The sequence below is a fragment of the Caballeronia sp. GAWG2-1 genome, assembly GCF_023631405.1.
In the GTDB taxonomy this organism is placed as follows: Bacteria; Pseudomonadota; Gammaproteobacteria; order Burkholderiales; family Burkholderiaceae; genus Caballeronia.
In genome coordinates this window covers 21870-48855 of record NZ_JALQDD010000015.1, presented here as the reverse complement: position 1 = coordinate 48855, position 26986 = coordinate 21870, and the positions used below count along the sequence as shown (strand labels likewise).

The 26986-nt window shown below is 62.6% G+C and carries 20 protein-coding genes and 1 other RNA gene; 8 read left to right on the top strand and 13 right to left on the bottom strand.

Annotated features, from left to right (window positions below):
* Positions 1-149: 149 nt before the first annotated feature.
* From NCR98_RS10225 to NCR98_RS10215, 3 genes are all read right to left on the bottom strand, one after another.
* Complete coding sequence (locus NCR98_RS10225) at positions 150-860, bottom strand: DUF2968 domain-containing protein (RefSeq protein ID WP_250526127.1); 711 nt, start codon at positions 858-860, stop codon at positions 150-152.
* Between the two features lie 33 nt (positions 861-893).
* A complete protein-coding gene (locus NCR98_RS10220; RefSeq protein ID WP_250526126.1) occupies positions 894-1838 on the bottom strand; it encodes a hypothetical protein in 945 nt (314 codons plus the stop codon).
* A gap of 199 nt (positions 1839-2037) precedes the next feature.
* Positions 2038-2568: a GNAT family N-acetyltransferase gene (locus tag NCR98_RS10215; protein WP_284503816.1), complete on the bottom strand. Its 531-nt coding sequence runs from the start codon at positions 2566-2568 to the stop codon at positions 2038-2040.
* 201 nt (positions 2569-2769) lie between these two features.
* On the opposite strand from NCR98_RS10215, the gene NCR98_RS10210 reads away from it, so the two are divergent.
* Positions 2770-4065 carry an MFS transporter gene (locus NCR98_RS10210; RefSeq protein ID WP_244825947.1) on the top strand — a complete coding sequence of 432 codons (1296 nt, stop codon included), beginning with the start codon at positions 2770-2772 and terminating at the stop codon, positions 4063-4065.
* A gap of 74 nt (positions 4066-4139) precedes the next feature.
* Here NCR98_RS10210 and NCR98_RS10205 read toward each other — a convergent pair whose 3' ends face one another.
* A complete protein-coding gene (locus NCR98_RS10205) occupies positions 4140-5990 on the bottom strand; it encodes a tetratricopeptide repeat protein (protein ID WP_250526124.1) in 1851 nt (616 codons plus the stop codon).
* Between the two features lie 129 nt (positions 5991-6119).
* Here NCR98_RS10205 and NCR98_RS10200 point away from each other — a divergent pair, with 129 nt between their 5' ends.
* The 3 genes from NCR98_RS10200 to NCR98_RS10190 all read left to right on the top strand — a co-directional run bounded on the left by NCR98_RS10200 (position 6120) and on the right by NCR98_RS10190 (position 9386).
* Positions 6120-6467, top strand: coding sequence for an ArsR/SmtB family transcription factor (locus NCR98_RS10200; protein ID WP_244825944.1), 348 nt, complete (start codon positions 6120-6122; stop codon positions 6465-6467).
* A 23-nt stretch (positions 6468-6490) separates the two neighbouring features.
* Positions 6491-7570 (top strand): cation diffusion facilitator family transporter, encoded by a 1080-nt coding sequence (locus NCR98_RS10195; RefSeq protein WP_250526123.1) that lies wholly within the window; start codon positions 6491-6493, stop codon positions 7568-7570.
* Between the two features lie 97 nt (positions 7571-7667).
* Positions 7668-9386 carry an FAD-dependent monooxygenase gene (locus tag NCR98_RS10190; RefSeq protein WP_250526122.1) on the top strand — a complete coding sequence of 573 codons (1719 nt, stop codon included), beginning with the start codon at positions 7668-7670 and terminating at the stop codon, positions 9384-9386.
* A 63-nt stretch (positions 9387-9449) separates the two neighbouring features.
* Here the strand turns inward: NCR98_RS10190 and NCR98_RS10185 are convergent, their stop codons facing one another.
* The 4 genes from NCR98_RS10185 to NCR98_RS10170 are packed head-to-tail and all read right to left on the bottom strand — an operon-like array spanning position 9450 to position 14692.
* Entirely contained in the window at positions 9450-9692 is a 243-nt protein-coding gene (locus tag NCR98_RS10185; protein WP_250526121.1) for a formate dehydrogenase subunit delta, read from the bottom strand.
* A gap of 3 nt (positions 9693-9695) precedes the next feature.
* Positions 9696-12623: a formate dehydrogenase subunit alpha gene (gene fdhF / locus NCR98_RS10180; RefSeq protein WP_250526120.1), complete on the bottom strand. Its 2928-nt coding sequence runs from the start codon at positions 12621-12623 to the stop codon at positions 9696-9698.
* An 18-nt stretch (positions 12624-12641) separates the two neighbouring features.
* The gene (locus NCR98_RS10175) at positions 12642-14198 is read right to left on the bottom strand and encodes a formate dehydrogenase beta subunit (RefSeq protein WP_250509360.1); all 1557 of its coding nucleotides are present in this window, start codon (positions 14196-14198) and stop codon (positions 12642-12644) included.
* Complete coding sequence (locus tag NCR98_RS10170; RefSeq protein WP_250526119.1) at positions 14195-14692, bottom strand: NAD(P)H-dependent oxidoreductase subunit E; 498 nt, start codon at positions 14690-14692, stop codon at positions 14195-14197. Before NCR98_RS10170 ends, NCR98_RS10175 begins: the two co-directional genes overlap by 4 nt.
* A 127-nt stretch (positions 14693-14819) precedes the next feature.
* On the opposite strand from NCR98_RS10170, the gene NCR98_RS10165 reads away from it, so the two are divergent.
* The 3 genes from NCR98_RS10165 (at position 14820) to NCR98_RS10155 (ending at position 17783) form a co-directional block, all read left to right on the top strand.
* Positions 14820-15890 carry a substrate-binding domain-containing protein gene (locus tag NCR98_RS10165; RefSeq protein WP_250465493.1) on the top strand — a complete coding sequence of 357 codons (1071 nt, stop codon included), beginning with the start codon at positions 14820-14822 and terminating at the stop codon, positions 15888-15890.
* Between the two features lie 148 nt (positions 15891-16038).
* Positions 16039-16308 carry a hypothetical protein gene (locus tag NCR98_RS10160; RefSeq protein WP_244825932.1) on the top strand — a complete coding sequence of 90 codons (270 nt, stop codon included), beginning with the start codon at positions 16039-16041 and terminating at the stop codon, positions 16306-16308.
* A 398-nt stretch (positions 16309-16706) separates the two neighbouring features.
* Positions 16707-17783 (top strand): glycosyltransferase family 4 protein, encoded by a 1077-nt coding sequence (locus NCR98_RS10155; RefSeq protein ID WP_244825931.1) that lies wholly within the window; start codon positions 16707-16709, stop codon positions 17781-17783.
* Between the two features lie 78 nt (positions 17784-17861).
* Here the strand turns inward: NCR98_RS10155 and NCR98_RS10150 are convergent, their stop codons facing one another.
* The 5 genes from NCR98_RS10150 to ompA all read right to left on the bottom strand — a co-directional run bounded on the left by NCR98_RS10150 (position 17862) and on the right by ompA (position 23468).
* Entirely contained in the window at positions 17862-20267 is a 2406-nt protein-coding gene (locus tag NCR98_RS10150; RefSeq protein ID WP_250526118.1) for an FG-GAP repeat domain-containing protein, read from the bottom strand.
* 413 nt (positions 20268-20680) lie between these two features.
* Positions 20681-21038: a transfer-messenger RNA gene (ssrA, locus tag NCR98_RS10145) on the bottom strand.
* Between the two features lie 55 nt (positions 21039-21093).
* Positions 21094-21852, bottom strand: a complete 759-nt coding sequence (gph, locus tag NCR98_RS10140) for a phosphoglycolate phosphatase (RefSeq protein WP_244825929.1) — start codon at positions 21850-21852, stop codon at positions 21094-21096.
* A gap of 4 nt (positions 21853-21856) precedes the next feature.
* Entirely contained in the window at positions 21857-22555 is a 699-nt protein-coding gene (gene ubiG / locus NCR98_RS10135; protein ID WP_244825928.1) for a bifunctional 2-polyprenyl-6-hydroxyphenol methylase/3-demethylubiquinol 3-O-methyltransferase UbiG, read from the bottom strand.
* Between the two features lie 256 nt (positions 22556-22811).
* Positions 22812-23468, bottom strand: coding sequence for an outer membrane protein OmpA (gene ompA, locus NCR98_RS10130; RefSeq protein WP_244825927.1), 657 nt, complete (start codon positions 23466-23468; stop codon positions 22812-22814).
* Between the two features lie 684 nt (positions 23469-24152).
* Between ompA and gyrA the strand changes: the two genes are divergently transcribed.
* The gene (gene gyrA, locus NCR98_RS10125; RefSeq protein WP_250526117.1) at positions 24153-26816 is read left to right on the top strand and encodes a DNA gyrase subunit A; all 2664 of its coding nucleotides are present in this window, start codon (positions 24153-24155) and stop codon (positions 26814-26816) included.
* The last annotated feature ends 170 nt before the right edge of the window (positions 26817-26986 follow it).

Sequence of the window (26986 nt, the reverse complement as noted above, 5' to 3'; positions counted from 1 at the left end):
TGTTTTGCATGATTGGGGTTGAAGCGCGGATTTGGGTGATAGTCGTCGACGACCGACTTTGGTTCTAAGTGACGCCGAGAATGCACGTCGGGATGATGTACCGCGACCGTGAAATCCGCTCACGCGCGCAAACTCACCGAATCAGAAAGTCACCGCGCCGAACCCACCGGAGCCAGCCCGGCTTCGCTCGCACGCTGCAACTGATCGACCTGCATCTGCAATGCGCGCAGCTTGCGTTCCGATTCGAGCTTGTCGCTCTGCAGCGCAGCCGATTCCGCCTGCAATTGTTGCTGACGTTCCGACACCTGCGTGTCCTGCTGCTGCGCGAGCGCGAGATCGGCGGATAACCGGTTCGCGCGATTCGCCGACACGGCGATCACGCGGTCGAGCAGCGCTTTTTGCGCCTGCAACTGCAGACGGCGAATCTCGCCATCGGCAAGATCATGTGTCTTGCGCGCGAACTGCGCGTAGACCGATTCGGCGCGATTCTCCTCCTGCGTCTTCACGACGCGCCACGAATGCGAGTCCTGCGACAACGCCACGTAATAGAGCATCTCTTGCGGCAGAAAATAGAGCCTCGCGCCATAGCTGCCATTGCGCGTGACGCGCAGCTCGGTCAGTCGGCCCGCCTGCACCATGTCCTGCAGTTCGGCGAGGTTGCTCGCGGAGGGCGACGCGCCATCGCTCTGAAGATCGGAGAGGTCTTCAGGCGATAGCGCCGGTGCGCTGTTTGTTCGATCGGCTTTTGGAGCCGGAGCCGGGCTCGTGACAGCCGATGCATCGGCGAAAAAAGCAAGCAATCCGGAGAGGAACAAAGCGAGGACAAGTACTGCGTGACGAATGAAACGTAAGTGGATCATGTTGGCTTCATGCCGATAAAGTTAAGCGATTCATCACCGGGCCTGATTGGCCGATGCATTGTCGGGACGTGAAGCGACATTGCTGTCGAGCGTGGGCGAATGCTGGAGCATGGAGTAGAGGGCGGCGACGTTCAGCGGCTCAGTGGTGCGCGGCGCCGCAGTGAGTTGCGTGGGCTTCGTGCTCGCGCCGCGATGTGTCGATGCCGCGTATCGAATAACCGGTTTCGTGGCTGCCCGCTTCGCGCGATGTGCGCCCGCGTTCACGTATCGAGGAGTTCGTGTGTGGGACGCTTCGGCATGTACGGAAGCCGGCGCTGGTTCTAACTCACGCGCATGCGCGGGCCGACTTGCCATGAGAACGCGCGCCGCGACAGGCTGCGTTGGGTCGACCGGGCGCGGGTCCGCCGGTTGACTTACCGTGGGCACGCGCGTCGCATCCGCCGGTCTGTCGCGCGACACCGCTTGTCCAATCTGCATCTGTTCTGCTTCATCAACCGGGGGCTTCGACCCGCTTCGTTCCAACCACTGTTCATGCGCGAACAGCACCCAGACGAACAACGCCGAAACCGCGATGGCAATTGCGGATTTTTCAAAGCTGCCCATGCGGTAAGGCCGCTTGCGTAACGGCGACGGAGTGCGCAGATCGATACGCATGGGCTTTCTTTCCGCAGCCGCATCGACCGGTGCGGCAGGCTCTTTCATACGCGACGTAGAAGGACGCGTGGCGCCCTTGGCGAGCTTTCCCCAGATACTCGTCGCTTGATACGGAGAACGCGCATGCAACGAGTCCGACGAGTCGGACATGCGCGAGTACTTGGTATTAAACCGTGCGCCGTAGAGCGGAATCTCGGAGCGCGACGTACTCGGCCGAGCGCGCGCGGGCGACCACTCGCGGCCGAATTTCAGCGATGGATCGGCGAGCGGGCGCACCGTTGGCAGGCGTAGATTGCCTTCCACGACGATCAGAGGCTCGTTCATGAGTGTTCCAGGTGGATGCGCCGATGCGCGCACGATTGGGACGTGCGGGCATCGGCCCGAGGTCAGCTAGATTGACTCGCGATCATACGAAACAGCACTGAACTAAACGACCAGACTTATCCTAATGATTCGATCTTAAAAGGAATGCTTATTGACAGAAGGCCGCTTCTATGTCGGAAGCATTGCTTGTGAGCCGCATTTAATCCAGAGAGAGCGTGTAGCGCAACGAGAACAGGTCGAGGCCCGCCATGTTGTCGGCTTGACGCGAAGTGAGCGTCCATCCGCGCGACTCGTAAAAGCCGATAGCCGCCGCGTTGTCTTCCAGCACGTAAAGGTGCAGTTCGCGCGCGCCACGTGTGCGCGCCCAGCGTGCGGCTTCGGCGAGCATCGCGGTCCCGGCGCCAAGGCCTTTGTGCCCCGGCAGCGCATGCAGATTGTCGACGAGCACGCTGCCCGTGTCGTCCGGTTCGACGAGACATACGAAACCCACCGGCTCACCCGCATGTTCGGCGATCAGCACGCGACCCACGCCGGCCTCGATTTCCCGCATACGGGTTTGCCAGTGCGCGGCGCGCTCGGCGTGAATATCCCGATCGAGATAGACATCCGACACGATGCCGCGATAGGTGGCCACCCAACTGCGCGTGTGCATCGACACGATCAGAGCGGTGTCGGCCGGCGTTGCGGTCCTGAAAACGATCGCTGAATTTGTAGGCTTGGAGATAGGCATATGTAAGCTATTGTTAATCTTCTTTTGAGTGATGTTGACCGAAGTTGCGTGCAGAGAAACGTCCGCAGGCGTTAAGATTGAGGCACTCGTGAATTTACAAAAGAATTACGGGTAAACCCTAATCAAGCGAAAACCCTTCGCCAACGGCCAGAAGCGGTTCGCGAACCGCGATGCGTCGTTCAGCCTGATTCGAGAAAGTCCATGTCCACGACTCACGTTGCACCCGCCAATGAATCGAAGTTCAAGACGGTTTTCCGCGTCGTCAGCGGCAACTTCCTTGAAATGTACGACTTCATGGTTTATGGCTATTACGCCTCCGCCATCGCTAAAACCTACTTCCCGAGCGGCAACGAGTTCGCCTCGCTGATGCTCGCGCTGTCCGTATTCGGCGCAGGCTTCCTCATGCGTCCGGTCGGGGCGATCGTACTCGGCGCGTACATCGACCATCACGGGCGGCGCAAGGGCCTCATCCTCACGCTGATGCTGATGGCTATCGGCACCGCCTGCGTCGCGCTAGTGCCGGGCTACGCCACCATCGGCGCGATTGCACCGATCATCGTGCTTCTCGGGCGGCTTCTGCAGGGCTTCTCGGCGGGCGTCGAGCTCGGCGGCGTGTCGGTGTATCTGTCCGAGATCGCGACCAAGGGCAACAAGGGCTTCTATTGTTCATGGCAGTCGGGCAGCCAGCAAGTGGCCGTCGTGTTCGCCGCGCTCATCGGCGTGGTCATGAACCAGTTGCTGCCGGCCGACCAGATGACGGCGTGGGGCTGGCGCGTGCCGTTTTTGATCGGCTGCCTGATCGTGCCGTTCCTCTTCATCATCCGCCGTTCGCTGCGTGAGACGGACGAGTTCCTGGCGCGCAAGCATCGTCCCGGCATGGCCGAGATCGCGCGCTCGATCGCAACAAGCTGGCCGATCGTGCTCGCGGGCATGGGCATGGTCATCATGACGACCGTGTCGTTTTACATGATCACCGCCTACACGCCGACCTTCGGCAAGGAAGTGCTGAAGCTGTCTTCCATCGATGCACTCGTCGTCACCGTATGCGTCGGGCTCTCCAACCTCGTCTGGCTGCCTGTCATGGGCGCGTTGTCGGACCGCATCGGGCGTCGTCCGGTGTTGCTGTTCTTCACCATTCTGACCATTCTCACGTCGTATCCGGCCGTGCAATGGCTCGTCGCCGATCCATCGTTCGGGCGGCTCCTGATCGTCGAACTGTGGTTGTCGTTCCTCTACGGTAGCTACAACGGCGCGATGGTCGTGGCGCTCACGGAAGTCATGCCGGTCGACGTGCGCACCACCGGCTTCTCGATGGCCTACAGTCTCGCGACGACCATCGGCGGCTTTACGCCTGCCATCTCGACCTATCTGATTCACTCGACCGGCAACAAGGCCGCGCCGGGCTTGTGGATGGGTCTCGCGGCCATCTGCGGTCTGATCGCCACGCTCGTGCTGTATCGCTCGCCGGAAGCGCGCAATCAGTACAAGACAGCCTGACGTCCGTAGCTGGCTGAAATAAAAATCCCTCGTCGCGGCGAGGGATTTTTTTGCATCGACGAAACCTGCGGGCATCACTCGCGCAGTGCCGCCACGACCTTTTCGACCACGCCGTGCCAGTCGCCGGGCACCTGCTGCCGCACGAGCCGCGCGCGCGGATACCACACGCATGTCGCGCCGCTGATACCCCAGCGCCAGTCGGCCGCGAACGGCAGCATGACGATGACCGGTTTGCCGAGTGCGCCGGCCAGATGCGCGATCGAGGTATCGATCGACACCACGGCGTCGAGTCGGTCGACGATGGCGGCGGTATCCGCGAAATTCTCCAGCTTGCCCTCGAAGCGATGCGCCGACTTCGCGTTCGGATGCTTTCGCAATGTGTCGCGCTCGTGTTCGGTGAGAAACGGCTGCAGCACGACCCAGTCGATGCCTTCGAGCGCCAACAGCGGCGCGAGCGCTTCGACCGGCATGGAGCGCGTTTCGCCCGGCTGCAGCCGTCCCGACCACGCGATGCCGATCTTGCGCTTCGCCTGTCCGCCGATCGACCCGCGCCACTTCCGGCGATAGTCGGCCGGAATCACGAGATAGGGCGTGCGCGCCGGGATCGCCTCGGGCGTCGTCATGCCGAGCGCGAGCGGCAGGCTGAGGAGCGGACAGAACGCATCGGCGACGATGCGCACGCCTTCCGTCCTGCCGACGAGCTCGATGCGCGCCGCGTGTGCCGCCGGCGCGATCAGCGGCACCAGCGACGCTTGTACTTCGAGCACAAGCTTGCCGACGCGCTTGGCCGCAAACGCCACGAGGCGCACGAATTGCAGGGTGTCGCCGAAGCCTTGTTCGGAGCGCACGAGCAGGGTCTGCTGCGGCAGCGGCTCGCCGTTCCAGCGCGGCAGCGGCGGGGCGTCGTCGGCGCCCGGCGTCTTGAGCCGCCATTCGTAAGCGGGCAGGCCGCGCTCGTAATCGCCGAGCGCGAGTAGCGCGAGACCACGGTTCAGATGCGCGGCGGGCATGTGCGGGTCGAGCCGCAACGCCTGATCGAATGCGCGGATCGCCGCGGCGGGCGATGCGAGCGCGAGCTGCGAATTACCGAGACACAGCCACGCCACGCCGTACTTCGGGTCCAGCCCGACCGCGCGCTCATAGCTCACGACCGCTTCGTGGTGGCGATTGAGCTTGGCAAGCACGTGGCCAAGTCCGAAGTGCGCCGGGGCAAAGCGCGGCTGCAAGCTGAGCGTCTTGTGCAGCGCGGGCAGCGCTTCTTCGGGGTGCCCGGTCTTGTCGAGCAGATTGCCCAGGTTGAAATGCGCGGCGACGTAATTCGGCTCCGCGTCGATGGCCGCGCGAAAATGCGCGACCGCGCCGACCGAGTCGCCGAGTGCATTGAGCGCCATGCCGAGATTGTTGTGCGCGCCCGCGTGGCGCGGCCGTAAATCGAGCGCGCGGCGAAACGCGCGCGCGGCATCCGCATGACGATCAAGCGACGCCAGCGCGTTGCCGAAGTTGTTCCACGCGGCGGCGTCTCGTGGCTGCAGACGCAGCGCTTTCTCGAAGGCATCGGCGGCGTCTTCATGGCGGCCGACCGCCGTGTACGCGTTGCCGAGGTTGTACTGCGCGAGTGGAAAGCCCGGTTCGAGCGTGAGCGCGTTACGAAAACGCTCGATAGCGTCGTCGATACGGCCGAGCGCCTTGAGCGCGTTGCCCAGGTTGAGTTGCAGACCGGCATCGGTCGGACGCAGGTCTACCGCGCGGCGCACGAGAGAAGCCGCTTCCTCGTGCTGGCCTTGTTGATGGCGCAGCACGCCGAGGTAGTGGAGCGCGTCGACGTGAAGGGGTTCGGCGGCGAGCGCGGCCTGATAGTCGCGCTCCGCCTCGGTCAGGCGGCCGTCACGATGGGCCGCGAAGCCGCGGGCAAATACGGTGTCCATGACGGGAAGTTTGTGCAAAACACACGTATTTTCCCACACTGGCCCGAGCGATTTCCGCCTGTACGGTTGACATGTCGCGTCGATGGTCCTTAACATGTGAACACCTATTCATATGTTGACGATCAAGTCGTGGCTTCGACTCCACTGAATCCTGCTGGCGGCATCACTTCAGATGACCGCGTCGTACCGCTTGCCGACCTGTTTCGCTTGCTTGGCGACCCGACGCGCTTGCGCATCGTGCTCGCGTGTGTCGCTGAAAGGCGCGCGGTGGGCGCGATCGCGGAGGGGCTCGGGTTGTCGGGTTCGCTCGTGAGCCATCACTTGCGGCTCCTGCGCGCGGCGCGGATCGTGCGGGCCGAGCGGCAGGGCAAGCAGGTTTTTTACGTGGCGGCGGATCGCCATATCAGCGGGATGCTCGGCGAATTGCTGGAACACATTGCCGAGCCGCAGCCGCAGGACGCGACGGATATCGACTGATCGAACGAATCACGGGCACCACGATGAACAAGCAAATGCAGCACGACCACGAAGACCACGATCACGCGGGACATGACCACGCCGGTCATGAGCATGCCGGCGACGACCACGCCGGTCACGACCACAAAGGTCACGACCACAAAGGTCACGACCACGCCGGTCACGACCACAAAGGTCACGACCACGGCGCGGGAGGACATCATCACCATCACGCGCCGCAGGCCGGACAAGGGCGCACGTTCGCGCTGGCAGTCGGCCTGAACGTGCTGATCGTGATCGTGCAGGCCGTCTACGGCTTCCTCGCGCATTCCACCGCGCTGCTCGCCGACGCCGGTCACAATCTCTCCGACGTGCTCGGTCTCTTGCTTGCGTGGGGCGCGGTATGGCTCGGCACGCGCCGGCCGAGCGCGCGCTATACCTTCGGCCTCGGAAGTTCGTCGATACTCGCCTCGCTTGCCAATGCCGCGCTTCTGCTTTTCGCGTGCGGCGCGATCGTGCTCGAAGCCGTCCAGCGTCTGTTGAATCCGGCGCCCGTCGCGGGACTCGACGTATTCATCGTCGCGACGCTCGGCATGGTCGTCAACGGCTTCTCGGCGTGGCTCTTCATGCGCGGCAGCAAGGAGGACCTCAACGTGCGCGGCGCCTTCCTGCACATGGCCGCCGATGCCGCGATCTCCGCCGCCGTCGCCGTGAGCGGCCTCGTCATCCTCTTCACGGGCATGAGCTGGCTCGATCCGGTGATGAGCATCGTCGTGGTCGCGGTGATCGTCTATGGTACGTGGGGCCTCGGGCGCGACGCGATGCGCCTTGCCATGGCAGCCGTGCCGCCGAGCGTGGATCTGGCGCGTATCGAAGGCTATCTGACGCGCTTGCCCGGCGTGCGTAACGTGCACGACCTGCACGTGTGGGCGCTGTCCACCACGGAGAACGCGCTCACCGTGCATCTCGTGATGCCGCAAGGCCATCCCGGCGATGCCTTCGTGCAGGGCGTCGTGACCACCTTGCGAAGCGACTACTCGATGCATCATTCGACCTTGCAAGTGGAACTCGGCATGAGCTGCCACGAGTGCGTACTGCAGCAGGAACGCGCGCACGCGCATTGAAGGCACGGCCGCGCGTGTGCGCCGAGGTCGGCGCCCAGGTCCACCGAGGCGCGGCCACGGCGTACACTCGACAACGTGACGTTTCAGGGAGGACCGCATGTTTGCGCCAAAGCTGAATCCGAACGACAAGCTGGATGTCGCGCCCGTTCTGATCGTCGGCGCCGGTCCCACGGGACTCGCCGCCGCCATGAGCCTTTCGCGCGCGCATATTCCCGTGCGGCTCATCGACCGCGCGCACGAGCGCTCGCCGTATTCACGCGCCATCGGCATTCAGGCGCGCACGCTCGAACTGCTGGAACAGCATCGCGTAGTCGAGCCGTTTCTCGAACGCGGGCACCGCTCACGGGTGGCGAACCTCTATTCGAACGGTCAGCGCCTCGCGCGGCTCGACTTCGATCCGCTGCAGACGCGCTATCCCTATCTGCTGTTTCTCGATCAATCCGAAACCGAACGCCTGCTTGCCGGGCATCTCGAAAGCCAGGGCGTGACGATCGAGCGCGGCGTCGAACTAGTCGATTTCAATCAGGGCGCGGCGGGCGTGCAAGCCACCTTGCGGCACGCCAATGGCCGCGATGAGATCCTGCGCCCGTCCTACATGATCGCCGCCGATGGCGCGCATAGCTTCGTGCGGCATCGGCTGGAAATCGGCTTCGACGGCAAGACGTTCGACCAGACCTTCCTGCTCGCCGACCTGCAAGCCGATTCCGACTGGCCCGACGACGAACTCCATATCTTCGCGTCGGGCGAAGGCCTCGCCGCGCTCTTTCCGATGAGCGATGGCCGCGCGCGTCTCATCGCCGACTTGCCCGCGCCCGTCGACGACAAGGAGAAGGCAGGGCCCACCATCGAGGAATGCCGCGCGATCGTCGAGCGGCGCGTGCATCATCGCGTCACGCTGTCGGATCTCACGTGGTCGGCGTACTTTCATGTCAATAGCCGCATGGTGGATCGTCTGCGCGTGGAGCGCATTTTCCTTGCGGGCGACGCCGCTCACGTTCATAGCCCCGCAGGCGCGCAAGGCATGAACACGGGCATTCAGGAAGCGTTCAATCTCGGCTGGAAACTCGCGCGCATGCTCGCGGGCGGTGCACCCGAACGCCTGCTCGACAGCTATCACGCGGAACGGCATCCGATCGAGCGCGACGTGCTGCGTCAGTCGAACATGCTGTTGCAGATGGCGGGCGCGGAACACGGCCCGATGAAGCTCATGCGCGATCACGTCATGCCGATGCTCGCCGCTATCGGCCCGTTGCGCGATGCCATGCGGCGCACGGTGAGCGAGCTTTCGATCAACTATCGCAAGAGCCCGCTCACGCTGGAACGTCTACTCGATGGCGGTCCGCGCGCCGGCGAACGCGCGCCCGATGCACGCGTGCATGTCGTCGATGGCCCGCTCGGCCGCTTGCCCGGCGTCGGCTGTCTCTACGACCTGCACGATCCGGGCTGCTTCTCGCTGTTCCTGCTGCTGAACCCGTCGGGCGAGGACGACATCGCGCTGGCGCCGGCGACCATCACCGTGGCGCACGCGATGCGCGATCCCGATCTCGACGGCCTCGTGCGCTCCATCGAAGCGCTCATGCCGAATGCCGTGCGCGTATGGCGTATCACCGATACACAAGGCGAAGGTGCGACTTCGCTCACCGACAATTACGGGCGCACGCGTCCCGCGTTCTATCTCGTGCGGCCGGATGGTTATATCGCGGCGCGCGGGCGGGCGCCTTCGGACGTCCACTCGTTGCTGCGCCACTGCGAGACGTGGTTCAGCGCACAGGGCGCGGATAACAACGAGCCACCCGTGCACGAGTATCGCGAGTAAAACGAAAAACGCCCTGCCGCTCGTGAAAGCGGGCAGGGCGTCGGTACGACGCCATCGCTTAGGTTAAGCCGGCACTTTCGGCTGAAGATCGTCCTTATGCGCGGTCAATGCCTCGCGCAAAATTGGCAGCATCGACGCGCTCGCCTCCGGATTGTCGAGTGCGGCAAGAATCGCGAGCCGCATGCGCGGTTCCCAGAAGCGGCGTATGTGATCCGCCACGCCATCGACGGCCTCGGGGCGATCCGGCATCGAATCGAAAAACTCGCCGATGCGGTTCGCCATGTCGATCAGGTTATCCACGTCCATGCGTCATTTCCCCGTAGTCGCCGCGACATCGCGCATGTTGAGCAGTTCGAGCTGCTGCGTGTTGAAGCGCGAATATTCCTTTTGCCATTGCGACGGTTGTTCCACCGGCATGACCTGCACCGCCGTGACCTTGTATTCAGGACAGTTGGTGGCCCAGTCCGACGAGTCCGTGGTGATCACGTTCGCGCCGGATTCCGGGAAGTGGAAGGTCGTGTAGACGACGCCCGGCTGCATGCGCTCGGTGATCTTCGCGCGCAGCACGGTTTGTCCCGCACGCGATTCGATACCAACCCAGTCGCCCGTCTTGATGCCGCGATCTTCCGCATCGACCGGATGAATCTCCAGACGGTCCTCGTCGTGCCACTGCGAGTTCTCGGTGCGACGCGTCTGCGCGCCGACGTTGTACTGCGACAGAATGCGCCCGGTCGTCAGCAGCAACGGATATCTGCGCGTGACCTTTTCCGGCGTCGCCACGAACTTGGTTATGACGAAGCGTCCCTTGCCGCGCACGAATTCGTCGATATGCATGGTCGGCGTGCCTTCCGGCGCACGCTCGTTGCACGGCCACTGAATGCTGCCGAGCTCGTCGAGCTTCTCGTAGGACACGCCGTGAAACGTGGGCGTGAGTCGCGCGATCTCGTCCATGATCTCGGACGGATGCGTGTAGTTCATCTCGTAGCCAAGTGCGCGCGCGAGCTTGATGGTCACTTCCCAGTCGCCCAGACCAGGCAGCGGCGGCATGACCTTGCGCACGCGCGAGATGCGGCGTTCGGCGTTGGTGAAGGTGCCGTCCTTTTCGAGGAACGTCGAGCCTGGCAGCAGAACGTGCGCGTACTTCGCCGTTTCGTTCAGGAAGATGTCCTGCACGACGATGCATTCCATCGCCGAGAGCGCGTCGGCGACGTGCTGCGTGTTCGGGTCCGACTGGACGATATCCTCGCCCTGACAATAGAGGCCCATGAAGGTGCCGTGCGCGGCGGCATCGAACATGTTCGGAATGCGCAGACCCGGTTCCGGCTGCAGCTTCACATCCCAGGCTTCCTCGAAGAGGGCGCGCGTCGCGGCATCGCTGATATGCCGATAGCCCGGCAACTCGTGCGGGAACGAGCCCATGTCGCACGAACCCTGCACGTTGTTCTGTCCGCGCAACGGATTCACGCCGACGCCTTCGCGGCCCACGTTGCCCGTAACCATCGCCAGGTTGGCGATGCCCATGACCGTGGTCGAGCCTTGCGCGTGTTCGGTCACGCCGAGACCGTAGTAGATCGCGCCGTTGCCGCAGTTCGCGTAGGCGCGCGCGGCTTCGCGCACGAGCTTCGCAGGCACGCCCGTGACGGCTTCCATTGCTTCGGGCGAGTTCTCTTCGAGCGAGACGAAATCGCGCCATTGCTGGAACGCGCGCGTTTCGCAGCGTGCGGCGACGAAGGGTTCATCGACCAGTCCTTCGGTCACGATGGTATGCGCGAGCGCGTTGACCATCGCGACGTTGGTGCCCGGCCGCAATTGCAGATGATGCGATGCCTTCACGTGCGGCGTATCGACGATATCGATGCGGCGCGGGTCGATCACGATCAGTTGCGCGCCTTCACGCACGCGCCGCTTCAGCCGCGAGCCGAAGACCGGATGGCCGTCCGTGGGATTCGCGCCGATCACGACGATGACGTCGGATTTCTCGACCGACGCGAACGTCTGCGTACCCGCCGATTCGCCGAGCGTGGACTTGAGGCCGTAGCCGGTCGGCGAATGGCAGACGCGCGCGCAGGTATCGACGTTGTTGTTGCCGAACGCCGCGCGCACGAGCTTCTGCACGAGATAGGTTTCCTCGTTGGTACAGCGCGACGAGGTGATACCGCCGATGGAATCGCGCCCGTACTTGTCCTGAATGCGGCGGAATTCGCTTGCCGCGTAGTTGATCGCTTCGTCCCACGACACTTCGCGCCACGGGTCGGTGATCTTCGCGCGGATCATCGGCTTCTTGATGCGATCCTTGTGCGTGGCATAGCCCCACGCGAAGCGGCCCTTCACGCACGCGTGGCCTTCGTTGGCCTGGCCGTTCTTGTTCGGCGTCATGCGCACGACGGTGTTGCCTTTCATCTCGGCCTTGAGCGAGCAGCCGACGCCGCAATACGCACACGTCGTGATGGCCGAATGCTCCGCCTGACCGAGCATGATGACGGTCTTTTCCTGCAGGGTCGCGGTCGGGCACGCGGCGACGCACGCGCCGCACGACACGCACTCCGACTCCATGAACGGCACGTTTTCGCTTGCCGCCACGCGCGATTCGAAACCACGCCCGGCGATGGTCAGCGCGAACGTCCCTTGCGTTTCCTCGCACGCGCGCACGCAGCGATTGCAGACGATGCACTTCGACGGATCGTAAGTGAAGTACGGATTCGATTCGTCCTTCTTGTCCTTCAGATGGTTCGCGCCTTCGTAGCCATAACGCACTTCGCGCAAGCCGACCACGCCCGCCATGTCCTGCAGTTCGCAATCGCCGTTGGCGGGACAGGTGAGGCAATCGAGCGGGTGATCGGAAATGTAGAGTTCCATCACGTTGCGGCGCAGCGACTGCAGCCGGTCGGTCTGCGTGCGGACCTTCATGCCGGCTTCCACGGGCGTCGTGCACGAAGCCGGATAGCCGCGCTTGCCCTCGATCTCGACGAGACACAGGCGGCACGAACCCCACGGTTCGAGCGAATCCGTGGCGCAGAGCTTGGGCACGTTGATGCCCGCTTCGATGGACGCGCGCATCACCGACGTTCCCGCCGGCACCGTGACCGCCTGGCCATCGATTTCCAGCGTCACGTCGATATCCGCGTGACGCAGCGGCGTGCCGTAATCGGTTTCGTCGAACGGGTCGCGGCGCTGAACCGAGGCCGCGCTCTTGCATGCGCAATTGCCCGAGCCGCAGTCGTTGATGGTGTTGGACATGTTCTTGTCTCCCTTGCTTTAGGCCGCTTTTCGGGCGGGCGTGCGGGGCAGCCCGAAATCTTCGGGAAAGTGATCGAGCGCGGACAGCACCGGGAACGGCGTCATGCCGCCCATTGCGCAGAGCGAGCCGGCGACCATGGTGTCGCACAGTTCGCGCAGCAGCGTGATCTGTTTCACCGACGTATCGCCGTCGCGAATCTTGCCGATGACCTCTTCACCGCGCGTCGAGCCGATGCGGCACGGCGTGCACTTGCCGCACGATTCGAGCGCGCAGAAGTGCATCGCGTATTGCGCCAGTTCGGCGAGGTTCGAGGTGTCGTCGTGGATCACGAGACCGCCGTGGCCGACCACTGCGCCGACCTTTGCGTATTCCTCGTAGTCGAGCGGAATATCCCACTGGCTTTCCGGCAGATACGTGCCGAGCGGACCGCCCACCTGCACCGCGCGCGCCGGACGGCCGCTCGCCGTGCCGCCGCCGTATTCATGTATCAGTTCGCGCAGGCTCACACCGAACGCGAGTTCGACGAGTCCGCCTTGCTTGACGTTGCCCGCGAGCTGGAAGGGTAGCGTGCCGCGCGAGCGTCCCATGCCGAAGTCGCGATAAAACGCCGCGCCTTTCGCAAAGATGATCGGCACGGTGGCGAGCGTGATGACGTTGTTGATGACAGTTGGCCTGCCGTACAAACCGACGAGCGCGGGCACCGGCGGCTTCGCGCGCACGATGCCGCGCTTGCCTTCGAGCGATTCGAGCAACGCCGTTTCCTCGCCGCAGACATACGCGCCCGCGCCTTTCGCCACGTACAGGTCGAACGCATGCGAGGTGCCGAGCACGCTCGCGCCTAGCCAGCCGGCATCGCGCGCGCGCTCGATCGCCCGATTCAGGGTGGCGATGGCATGCGGATACTCGCTGCGCACGTAGATGTAGCCCTTGGTCGCGCCCGTCGCCACGCCCGCGATGATCATGCCTTCGATCAGCATGAACGGATCGCTCTCCATGACGAGGCGGTCGGAGAAGGTGCCGGAGTCGCCTTCATCCGCATTGCAGACGATGTACTTCTGGTCCGCATACGCGCCGCGCACGGTCTTCCATTTGATGCCGGCGGGGAATGCCGCGCCGCCGCGTCCGCGCAGGCCGGAATCGACGAGCGCTTCGCACACCGCGTCGCCGTTCATGTCGAGCACTTGGCGCAGGCCCGCGAGTCCGCCGAGCGCGGTGTAATCGTCGATAGAAAGCGGGTCCGTGATACCGATGCGCGCGAACGTCAGCCGCTGCTGCTTCTTGAGGTACGGAATGTCGTCCACCAGGCCGACGTTCTTCGCGTGGACGCCGCCTTCGTGGAAAGAGGCATCGAAGAGGGCGGCGATATCGTCTTCATCGACATTCGAATAACCGATGCGCCCTTGCGGCGTTTCCACTTCGACGAGCGGTTCGAGATAGAAGAGGCCGCGCGAACCGTTGCGCACGATCTGCACGTCGATGCCGCGCTTGTCCGCTTCGCTTTCGATGGCCTTCGCGATGCCGTCCGCGCCCAATGCGAGCGCGGCGGAATCGCAGGGAACGTAGATGCGCGTCATGCCGTCACCTCTGTCTTCTGGCTTTGTTCGCTCGCTGCCTTGTATAGACGGTCGAACTTCTGCGGCGTGACGCGCGCGTGAATCTCGCCGTTGATCATCATCGACGGCGACAGCGCGCATTGGCCGAGGCAATACACCGATTCGAGCTCGGTGCCTTCGGTATGACCGCTGTCGAAACGGCATCCGGTATGCCCTTCGATGTGATCCTTCAGCGCTTCGGTGCCCATGCTGCGGCACGCTTCCGCGCGGCACAACTGCACGGTCACGCGCGCGGGCGGCGCACTTCGAAAGTGATGGTAGTACGTGATCGTGCCGTGAACCTCCGCACGCGACAGCGACAGGACGCGCGCCAGCGGCGCGACGACTTCTTCCGGCACGAAGCCGGTTTCGTCCTGGATGGCATGCAGGATGGTCATCAAGGTGGCGTCGTGCACGGCATGGCGGCGCACGAGGTCTTCAGCGGCAGCGGCGGACAACGGCTGCGTGTGTGTCATGGGGCTCCTCCAACGCTCGGTATATGTTTTATTAGTGCATATTTCGATCATATAATCGTAAGCACCGAGCAGGTAAAAGAACAATAGGCGTCGTGATATATCTTGGCAATAGGAAGGGGCAATGCATATGGTCGATGTCGAATGCCGCGCCGAACTCATCCTTCGCGACGCCGATGGCCGGGAGACCAGCCTGAGCGCGGTTGTGCCGCTTTTGAAGCTCGTCTCTCAAACTGGCAGCATCGCGAATGCCGCGAGCGCTAAGGGTTTGTCCTATCGGCATGCATGGGGTTTGTTGCGCGAAATCGAGGCGCGGCTGGGTGGCGCGCTGATCCGAAAATCGCGCGGACGCGGGTCGGTCTTGTCGGAACTTGGCGAGTCCGTGTTGCGCGCGCAGCGCGTTTGCGGCGACCGGCTCGAAACGCCGTTGCAATCCGTCGCAAGCGATGTCGCCAATGAACTCAATCGCAAACTCGCCAGTGGTCTTGCACAAGTGCGCATTCATGCTTCGCACGGCTACGCGGTCGCGACGCTCGTGCACGCGCTCGGCGAACAGCGCGTGCCGGTGGACATCAAATACCGCGAAAGTTACGAAGCCGTGAGTGCGCTGGCTCGCGGCGAGTGCGAACTGGCGGGATTTCATCTGCCGATCGGCCCGTTTCGCGCGACGTGTGCGGAGAGCTATCGTCCTTATCTCGATGCGGGCAAGCATCAACTCATTCGGCTCACGCGGCGCACGCAGGGCCTCTTCGTGCCGAAGGGCAACCCAAAGCGCGTGACGGGACTGCGCGATCTCGCGCGCAGCGACGTGCGCTTCGTGAATCGTCAGCCGGGCTCGGGCACGCGCATGCTGCTCGATTTGTCCTTGCGCGGCGTCGGTGTCGATCCCGATCAGATCAACGGTTACGCGACCACCGAACTCACGCATTCGGCCATCGCCGCGTTCGTCGCGAGCGGCATGGCCGACTTGGGCTTTGGCGTGCAGCCCGCCGCGCAGCACTTCGCGCTCGACTTCATTCCGATCATCGACGAGGACTACTTCTTCGCATGCGAACGCGCGCGGCTCAACGAGGCGCGGCTTGCCACCGTATTGCGCGTGCTACGCAGCGACGCGTTCAACGACAGCGTGGCGCATCTGGAAGGTTACGACCCGGCGCGTTGCGGCTCGCTCGTCGATATCGAAGAAGGCTTGCGCGGTTGAGACACGCGCCGACGCGCGCGGGAGAAACGAACGGTAAGAAGATGGCGGCCCGGAAGAAACTGCTGGCGGCGGTGAATTGGGTTAACCTAACGCTTTGCTGTCGACTCAACCCTGTTCCAGACGCGGCTGTCCCGCGCGAAATTCCGCCATGAAACTTACGTTGCTCGCTTCCACCACCGCTGCGCTCGTCGCCGGTGCGTTCTATCTGATTCCCGTTGCGTTTGCCCAGAATTCGCCTGGCGTGCCGGGCGGCGTGCTGCAAGACCAGTTCCGCCTCAACGAGCATCCGCAAATGCAGTTTGCGGCTTCCGCGCCAACCGATAAGTATCAAAAGGGCAGCTCGCCCATGCGCCGTCGCGGCGACCTCGGCGACCCGGACGGCTGCAATCTGAAGTGCCCGAAGGACGGCACCAACTGATCGCCATTCTCACTTCTGCGACCGCATTGCCGAATGCCGGACAGCGTGTGCGGTTGCAGCAAAATCTTCCCCTTACCTTCGTGCCATAACCGCTTTGCACTGACGCGACGCGGCAGGACGTGTGCGCGCAGTCACACATGCACTTTCAACGTCTTACGCATCGACTGAAAAACGCTATGTGATGGCGGGCGTTTGGTATGACCTCCGGAGTACCTTATGACGGCGTGCTCCCGTGTGCTGTTTTGCGTGGGCATGGCTCATTAGTCATAAAACACAAAAAACAGGAAGTGCGCTGGCCGCCGGATGATGCGAACCGGCGGGCGGCGACGGGGACCACGATACTTTGGGCAAAGCGTGTGGCCACTGAGCGCACTTCGGATCAGCCGAGGGACTGCAAAATGCGTATTCTCCAGGTCATACTGGCGCCCCGACTATCCGGGGCCGAAGTGCTTGCCAAAGGCGTCGCGATCGGGCATCAGCGATCGGGCCACGACGTCTGCATCGCATCGCTGATGCCGGAACACGACGACTTCAAACACATCAGCGCGGAACTCGGTTCGCACGGCGTGATCTGCCTTTTCCCGACGAAAAACCCTGGCAAGCTCGGACGCTTGCTGTTCTTGCATCGCGCGATCCGTCAGTTCAAGCCCGACATCATCTTCGCGCACGCCACCATTCCCGCGCTCTACGTTCGCGCCTTGCCGACGCGGGTGCCGATCGTCTGGGTCATGCACTCCGGCGCGAACGATTTCGCGAACCGGGCGCTTTTGCGCGCCGAGCGATTGCTGTCGAGCCGGGCGAAGGCGGTGATTGGCGTGTCGCAGAAGAATATCGACAACTACGTGCAAGAAATCGGGCTGCATCCTTCGATGATCGTCGTGCCCAACGGCGTCGATGTCTCCCGTTTCGCCGACGACGCGCAACCGTCCATTCCCGTGGCCGCCAAGCAGATCGTGCAGGTGGGCCGCTACATTCCCGAGAAGAATCAGTTGCAGACGGTCGAAGCGTTCGCGCGCGTCGCGCGCGCCGAGCCGGATGCGCGACTGCTGCTGTGCGGTGTCATCGAAAATCTCGACTATCACAAGGCGGTCGTCGATCTAGTCGCGAAGCTCGGTCTTGGCGATCGCGTGAAGATCGAAGGGCCGCAGATGAACGTCGCGCAGATTCTGAAGGCGTCGAGCGTGTTCGCGATGCCTTCGAGCTTCGAGGCGCATAGCATCGGCTTTCTGGAGGCGCTGGCGTCGGGCATTCCGGTGGTCGCGAGCGCGATTGCATCGTTCGCCTTCGCGGGTGGTTTTCCCGGCGTGCAATTACTCGATACCGCCGACAGCGACGCCTACGGCCACGCCTTGCTCGATGCGCTCAATCAGCCGCGCGCGACGCGCCCGCTCAACGGCCTGACCCTGCAGAGCACGGCGGACAAGTATCTGGCGATCGCGCGGGACGTTCTGAACTTGCGCGTGGGCCTAAGTTGAGCGTCGGCTTGTTGAACAAGTACGCGCCGCATCGGTTGCCCGGTCGGCGCGTTTGATTTGGTGACGACGAACGCGCTTTCACTGCCCCCAGTAAGCCAGCGTCTTGAGCCACAGCGACTCGGAAAACAGCCCTGGCAATTCGCCCCAAATTTTCACCGGCCCGAGCTTGAACGCCGTATCGAATTCGTAGCCGTAGAGACTCGGCGCGCCGCCCGTGTAATAGAACTCGCCGAGCAACGCGTTCGCGCGCTTGAACAGCACCAGCGTGGCGTGATCGTCGTGTTCGGTGACGCGCGCGATTGCGGGCATTGAATCCGCGTAGGACGTATCGGCGAGCGTCGTCGTCTCGATGGCCGGGCCGAACGCCTTGCCGCCTTTCATCGTGAAGACGCGCGTGCTCGCGCTGTCCCCACGCGGTTCGAGCACGGCCAGATCGTCGATGCCGTCGCCATCGATATCGCCCGCCACGACCTTGGCGAACGGCGCGCGCAACTGCGGATAGACGTTCGTGCGATAGCTCGGCGCGAAGGCGCTTCCGTCACTCGCGAATTGCGAGAGCGCGAGCGCGCCGTCGATATTCTCGATCGCGAGAAGCCCCACGTGCTTCGATTGCGCGACGCGAGCCGGCATGAAACGCGCGCTCTGACTCAACTGGCTCGCCTTTAACCACAGCGCAGGCGCGTTCGCCGTCGCGCCGCCCGACGTCAGCACCCAGAGGTCGAGCCCCGCGTCCTTGCTTTTCTGCGCGATCATCACGTCGGCGCGGCCGTCGCCGTTGAAATCGCCTGCCACGTATTGCTGCGCGATTTCGGGCGTCCATGCCGCGCTCGTCTGAAACCACAAACGGGGCGCCTCGAAATGCGTGCCGGCGCTTTTTAAAAGCCAGAACGCGGTGCCGCCGTTGCGCGGCGTGATCGCCATCAGATCGGCGCGGCCGTCGCCATCGAAATCGCCCAACAGAAAGCGCGCGCTGTCGAAGCAAAGCGAATCGGCATTGCAGGTCGGCGCGGTGGCTTGCGGGTCGAACGGCACGGCGTTCAGAAACCACGGCGACGCCCGGTCGAAGCGCGACATCTCCGCCACCCATACGTTGAAGCCGGGCCCGTCCTTGCGCCGCTGCACATACACGGCGCTGTCGCGGCCTTCGCCACGAACGTCGCCGAAGAGGGCGCCTTCCTGCCGCGTGTCCGTCCACACCGTTTGCGATGACGGCGACCAACGATACTGCGCCGTCAGCATCGAACAGCGGCTTGCCGTCAGTAAGTCGTTTTTCTCGCCGAGACAGTGATCGAGCGGCGTGTACACGAAGCCGAAGTCCCACGGCGTCCAGTGCTGTACCGCGCTTTCCGGCTTGCAGCTTTCCTCGACAAGCCCGTTTTCCCGTTCCGCGATACACCCGCGCGTCGCCGCGCTCACGAAGAGCGCATCGTTTTTAGCGCCCGGCGCGGCGGGCAACTGTTGCCAGAACCAGTTTTGCGTCGTGGCGCCTGTGCATGCGGCGAGCGTCGGTGCCTTACCCGCACCGGCCGATGTCAGGCAGCGGCTCGAGTATTCGTTGACGAGCTGGAACGGGCGCAACTGGAACTCCGGACCGGCGTCGTTCGCATGGGCCATGCTCCAGTAGCGGCGCGCGACCCAGTTGCCGTCCCACATGTACTCGCCGAAGACGTGACCGGCGTCGTTGCCATCGATCGCGAAATAGCTGCCGACGACATCGCGCTTTCGCAGCGTCTGCGCGGTGTCGAGATTCTTCGGCAAGCCGCCCGTCGGATAGGTGACGTGATAGCCGATCGGCACATCGCGCTTCAGGCTCTGCGCAACCACACGCGTAATGCGCGCCGCGAGAATGTGATCCGGATGCTCCATGAAGGCGACCGTATCCGGATTGAGCGTGTAGATTTCCGTGGCTTGCGAGAGGATCGCGCGCAACGTCGCGGAAAGGGCGGCGCGGTCGTAAGTGGTCGAACCGGTGCCGTCCGCTTGCAGCGGATAGGTATTGAGCGTCTGCCCGCGATCCCACAGCAGACCGAGCGGCACCTTGCCGCCGCGCACACCGCCGCCGGGCAACCGCAATTCGAGCAGCTTCACGCGCGGCTGCTGCGTAAGCACGAGCTGATGCACGGGCTTCCCCGCGAGCATCACTGTCGATTCTTGCCATTTGTCCGGCACGCCTGCCATGCGCGCATAGGCGAGCTTCGTGCCGGTCTCGCGAAGCACGACGTAATCGAACTTCGCACCGTTTGCGCCGCCGATCAGGTGAACCGTCGTCACGCACCAGCCGGCGTCGAGCTTGTCGCTGATGCCGGGATTCACGAAGAGGAGATCGTCGTCCAGGTGGGCGACTACCGTGATGAGAGTGCCCGCGTGGCAATCGGCGACGGGCGGGGCCGCGCGGGCGCCAGCCGGGAGGAGCGCGCCGCATAGCGCCCACATCAAAGAAAGAATCAGATTGCCGATCCACCGTCTCGCTATGCTTCTGCGCATGCTTTCCCCGTAAGCGCTTATCGACGCGCCGATCGTCGACAGAATAAAGCAGAAGATTGCCGTGCGAACGAGAAATCGGTCAGTGGCCGAGCGAACATGAATGGGGCTGACGCGTCCAATCTCGCGGCATAGAAGGGCATCGCCTTGCGCCGGGCTTACGTGCATCAAGATAACTGCCGTAAGGCAGCGTTTTAGGACCGCTCTGATTCGAACAGTACTGGCCGCCGACTATTCTCTCTTCCGTAGCCGAGGTTGTCTCTGCCAGAGCTACGTCTCTCAAGGATGTTTGCCCCGCCCCGCGCGGGGCTTTTTTTTTGGCTACGGGTTTCGCGGATGCGCTTATTCGCGCGGGTTGGCGAGCCGTGGCAAGAAAAAACCCGCGGTGCTTTCGCATGCGCGGGTTTCAAATGGGGTGGTGGAGGCGGCGGGAATCGAACCCGCGTCCAGAAGCACTCTACGAACAGTTCTACATACTTAGTTCTATCTTTTGATTTAACCGTAGCAACGCGGACGAACACGCTTCGCTACAGCGATTCACTAAATTTTCGACTTTGGCGTCGTGACGCCGACAAAGCTTAACTGACGTATATGACCTCTCGTGGTATTGCTACCCTAACCCGTCAGTAAGTTAGTGAGAGGACGGCGGCCCTTAGGCTGCCAGTGCGAACGTTTCGTCGTTTGCAGTTACGTTTTTCCCATTGATTAACGAGGTGACGGGTCCTCGGTATGCCCTGACCGCTTCGCAACCCCTGTCGAAACCAGGTCGCCCCCAAGCAGAACGGGGATTATCCCATGAAAAGCCATGTGAGGCGAACCGCGGCCACTTTCAAGCGATATCGCGCAGCAATTGCTGCAGTTCTTCTGGCGTGTCCACTACGTGAGTCGCGTGCCAGCGGTGCGGCGGAATGTCGTCGCCGCAATAGCCATAGGCCGCCGCCACGGTGATCATGCCGGCTGCAAAGCCTGCCTGAACGTCGCGCAAGTCGTCGCCGACATAGACGATTCGCTCCGGCGCCACATCCAGTAATTCGGCCGCGTGCAGCAGCGGCGCGGGATGCGGCTTCGAATGCGCCGTCGTATCGCCACAAACGAGACAACCGGCCCGCTTATCCAGTCCGAGCAGGGCGACGAGCGGTTCGGCGAAGCGCGTCACCTTATTCGTCACGATGCCCCAGCGCACGCCGCGTGCATCGAGCTGATCGAGCAACTCGGTGATGCCGGGAAACAGCGTCGTTTCGATACACAAATCCGCTTCGTAGTTGGCGAGAAACTCATCACGCATCGCCGCGAAATCGGGATGCTCGGGGCTGATCTCGAACGCGCCGCCCAACAACCCGCGCGCACCCGCCGATGCGTAAGGCCGCAGGGTTTCGAGGGGGCGCATTTCGAGTCCGCGATCGTGCCGCATCTTGTTGACGGCCGCGACGAGATCGGGCGCAGTATCGGCGATGGTGCCGTCGAGATCGAACAGTACGGCCTGGCAGAGCCCGAGCGAATCGCCCTCGGCGGCGCGCTGGGGCAGCGGGGTGGGATCGTCGGGCAGGGGCGTCGTCTGGACAACACCGTTCTGGTCTTCTTGGGTCATGGCGTCAGGCTTCCCGGCGGCAGGCCATCATATAGTTGATGCTCGTGTCAGTAGACAGCCCGAAGTGGCGCGAGAACGGACGGTAGGTGATGCCTTTGATGTCGACCGGCAAGAGCGACGCCGTGCGCGCGAAGGTAGCGAGTTCGGACGGCTTGATGAAGCGCGCGTAGTCATGCGTGCCGCGTGGCAACATGCGCGCGATGTACTCCGCGCCGATCACGGCGAACATATACGCCTTCGCGTTGCGATTCAGCGTAGAGAAGAAGACCCAGCCGCCTGGCTTGACCAGCGCGGCGCACGCGGCAACGGTGCCCGCCGGATTCGGCACGTGCTCGAGCATTTCCATGCAGGTCACGACGTCGTAGGAAGCGGGTTCGCGCGCGGCCAGCGCTTCGGCTGCGATCTCCTCGTACGCCACCTCCACGCCGCTTTCCAGACTATGCAGATCCGCGACGCCAAGCGCACTCGACGACAAGTCGATGCCCTTGACCTTCGCGCCACGCGCCGCCATCGATTCCGACAAAATGCCGCCGCCGCAGCCGATGTCGAGCACTTGCTTGCTCATCAGATGCGCGTGCGCATCGATCCAGTCGAGCCGCACCGGGTTCAATTCGTGAAGCGGTTTGAACTCGGCGTTCGGGTCCCACCAGCGATGCGCAAGCTCGCTAAATTTCTGCAGTTCGTGGGGATCGACGTTGGTCATATTCTCAATTGCCCTTCTAAGTCGTGAATCGTTAAGGATCGAGTATATAGGCGCGGGAAAAGGGCGGCAAAAAGCTGAAGTGACGCGTCGCCGACAACTTCGCTCGTTCCGTGCCATAGCCGTCGAAGCCGCCTGCGCCGGGGCCACGGTTATTGCGCTTTATTCGATGCGGGCATCTCACGGAGATTCACAAAAATCGCAGGCATAAAAAAACCCCCGCCGAAGCGGGGGTTCGATCCTGCGGCAATCAGCGCAATTACTGCGGCTGACGCGTCGTGCCGACAACTTCGACTTCCACGCGACGATCCGGTGCGAGGCAGGCGATAAGTTGCTTGCGGTTCTTCTGGTTGCAGCCCGTGGTGACCGGGTTGCGCTTGCCCTTGCCTTCCGTATAGATACGGTTGGCTTCGATGCCCTTGCTGACCAGGTAAGCCTTGACAGCTTGCGCACGGCGCAGCGACAGACGGTCGTTGTACTTGTCCGAACCAATGCGGTCGGTGTAGCCGGTAGCGACCACGACTTCCAGGTTCAGCGCGCCGATCTTCGATGCGAGATCGTCAAGCGCGGTCTTGCCAGCCGGCTTCAGAACTGCCTTGTCGAAGTCGAACAGAGCGTCAGCTTGATAGGTGACCTTCTGGCTTTGGATAACCGGGGGCGGCGGAGCGACCGGTGCGGGCGGCGTCGGCGCGACTGCGACCAGAGCGCCATCGCACTTTGCGTTGGCCGTGGCCGGGGTCCAGAATGCGTCGCGCCAGCAGAGTTCGTTCGTGCCGTTCATCCACACATACTCGCCCGTGCCGTTCACCCAGTTGTCGTTCACGGCTTGTCGCGAGGCCGGCACCGATTGCGCCGAGGCCGATGCAGCCATAACTGCGGTAGCTGCAATGAACGCGAGCTTTGAAAGTTTATTCATATTTCTCCTCTCGAAATTGAGATTACCGCAGGTTTACTGCGAGCCTGTAGACAAAGACAAGTCATACATTGCTCGGAGTATAACATTCCCTACGGAACAAAACGCGGCTGTGTAGACTTCGAGCAGTGTCTAACTTTGTGCGTTGGCATTTTGCCATATCGTTCCCTTGCAACGATAAAAATATCCCCGCACCCTCTGCGCCCGCAACCTTATGTGGTGCATGCGCAACAAGAAAGGGACAGGAGCCGGTCTTGGCCGCGGAAGGCGCGAAACGTGCGCACTTTATGTGCCCGCGAGCCAATATCTGCGTATCTTTATCGTCGGGTTTGTACTGCTTTAGCAAAACGACGAGGCGGCATCATAGCCCGCCTAAGTGACGAAATCAGTGAAACGTTCCCTGGTTTTTGTAAGTAATTGGAACAAGTGCATCTATCCCTCATTCCTCAAGATCGGGAACGGCGGTTGAGCGTCCCATACACTATGTATACGCCGAGCCTCCGGACGCGGATGTCGCGCATGTTAGAATCTTTGGATGCGCTGCGTTCGCAGCGCCGCAGCGTATGGCTTACGCGCCTGGCCGGCGCGGGTCGCGCGGCCGGCGGGCGAGGGCGAAACTCGAGGTAATGTTTTCGAATCGTCGGATCGCGCTGCTGTGTCGCTGCTGCACAGTTCAAGACACGGATAATGGATCAATTCGCCAAAGAGACTCTGCCAATCTCCCTAGAGGAGGAAATGCGCCGCTCATATCTCGATTACGCGATGAGCGTGATCGTCGGGCGAGCGCTTCCCGATGTCCGCGATGGACTGAAGCCCGTACACCGTCGCGCGCTTTATTCCATGCACGAGCTGAACAACGACTGGAATCGCGCGTATAAAAAGTCGGCGCGTATCGTCGGCGACGTGATTGGTAAGTACCATCCGCACGGCGACGCATCGGTGTACGAGACGATCGTTCGCATGGCTCAGCCGTTTTCGCTGCGCTACATGCTGGTGGACGGCCAGGGCAACTTCGGTTCGGTCGACGGCGACAACGCCGCCGCCATGCGTTACACCGAAATCCGCATGGCGAAGATCGGTCACGAACTGCTGGCCGACATCGACAAGGAAACCGTCGACTTCGGCCCGAACTACGACGGCAGCGAAAGCGAGCCGCTCGTACTTCCGGCGCGCATCCCGAATCTGCTGATCAACGGCTCAGCCGGTATCGCGGTCGGCATGGCGACGAACATTCCGCCGCACAATTTGCGCGAAATCGTCGACGCCTGTCTGCATCTGCTCACCACGCCTGAGGCGACGGTCGACGAACTCATCGAGATCGTGCCGGCGCCGGATTTCCCGACGGCCGGCATCATCTACGGCGTCGCGGGCGTGCGCGACGGTTATCGCACGGGGCGCGGTCGCGTCGTCATGCGTGCGACCACGCATTTCGAAGAGATCGACCGCGGCCAGCGCATGGCCATCATCGTCGACGAGATTCCGTATCAGGTGAACAAGCGCACGCTGCTCGAGCGCATCGCCGAACTCGTCAACGAGAAAAAGATCGAGGGCATCTCCGACATTCGCGACGAGTCCGACAAGAGCGGCATGCGTGTCGTGATCGAACTCAAGCGCGGAGAAGTGCCGGAAGTCATTCTGAACAATCTGTATAAGCAGACGCAGCTTCAGGACACTTTCGGCATGAATCTGGTCGCGCTCGTCGACGGCCAGCCCAAGCTGCTGAACCTGAAGGAAATGCTGGAATGCTTCCTGTCGCATCGGCGGGAAGTGCTCACGCGGCGCACGGTCTACGAACTGCGCAAGGCGCGCGATCGCGGACACGTGCTCGAAGGCCTCGCGGTGGCGCTCGCGAATATCGACGAATTCATCGCGATCATCAAGGCCGCGCCAACCCCGCCTGTGGCGAAGCAAGAGTTGATGAACCGTCCGTGGGATTCGTCGCTCGTGCGCGAAATGCTCACGCGCACCGAGACCGAGGCGACGGGCGGGCGTATTGCGTATCGTCCGGAAGGACTGAATCCAGCCTACGGGCTGCAGGAAGATGGGCTCTACAAGCTGTCGGACGTCCAGGCGCAGGAAATTCTGCAGATGCGCCTGCAACGCCTGACGGGTCTCGAACAAGACAAGATCGTCGCCGAGTATCGTGACGTGATGGCGCAGATCGCCGACTTGCTCGACATCCTCGCGCGGCCGGAGCGTATCCGTCAGATCATCGTCGAAGAACTGGGCCAGGTACGCGCCGAGTTCGGTGACGAGCGTCGTTCGCGTATCGAGTTGAATGCAACCGAGCTGAACACCGAAGACCTGATCACGCCGCAGGAAATGGTCGTGACCATGTCGCATACCGGCTACGTGAAGTCGCAGCCGCTTTCCGAGTATCGCGCGCAAAAGCGTGGCGGGCGCGGCAAGCAGGCCACGCAAATGAAGGAAGACGATTGGATCGACACGCTTTTCATCGCGAACACGCACGATCACATGCTGTGCTTCTCGAACCGCGGTCGCGTGTACTGGATCAAGGTCTACGAAGTGCCGCAAGGCTCGCGCAATTCGCGCGGCCGGCCAATCGTCAACATGTTCCCGCTGCAGGAAGGCGAGAAGATCAACGTCGTGCTGCCTATCAAGGACTTCTCGGCCGACAAGTTCGTCTTCATGGCCACTTCGCTCGGCACCGTCAAGAAGACGCCGCTCGAAGCGTTCAGCCGTCCGCTCAAGAAGGGCATCATCGCGGTCGGTCTGGATGACGGCGACTTTCTCATCGGCGCGGCCATTACCGACGGCGCGCATGACGTCATGCTGTTCTCCGATTCAGGCAAGGCGGTGCGTTTCGACGAGAACGACGTGCGCGCCATGGGCCGCGAAGCGCGCGGCGTGCGTGGCATGCAACTGGAAGACGGTCAGCAGGTCATCGCCATGCTCGTGGCCGGCGACGAAATCCAGTCGGTGCTCACCGCGACGGAAAACGGCTACGGCAAGCGCACGCCGATCAACGAATACACACGCCATGGCCGCGGCACGAAGGGCATGATCGCGATCCAGACTTCCGAGCGCAACGGCCGCGTGGTCGCCGCGACGCTCGTCGAGCCGGAAAGCGAGATCATGCTGATCACGACATCGGGCGTGCTCATCCGCACGCGCGTGTCCGAAATCCGCGAAATGGGGCGTGCAACTCAAGGTGTTACACTCATCAGCCTTGACGAGGGCACCAAGTTGTCGGGACTGCAGCATATCGCGGAGGCGGAAGCCGAAGTGGAAGCAGAAGCTGAAGCACTCGACGAAGGCGACACCGGCACGAACGGCTCCGCCGCCGCGCCGGGCGACTCAGAAAATGATGAAAACGGCGAAGACGCCTGATATTTTTTGTGACGCAAGCTTCTCGTATTCGCTTTTGAAAGCCTGAATTGGTTAAGCTGCGCGACTCGGGCCTGTTGTCGGCGCTGTGCTTCGTTATGTGCGAAGCCAGCGTCGAAAATCTGAAGGCTCGTCGCCGGTGCAGAACTGGATATTTTTTACAGGGAGTAATG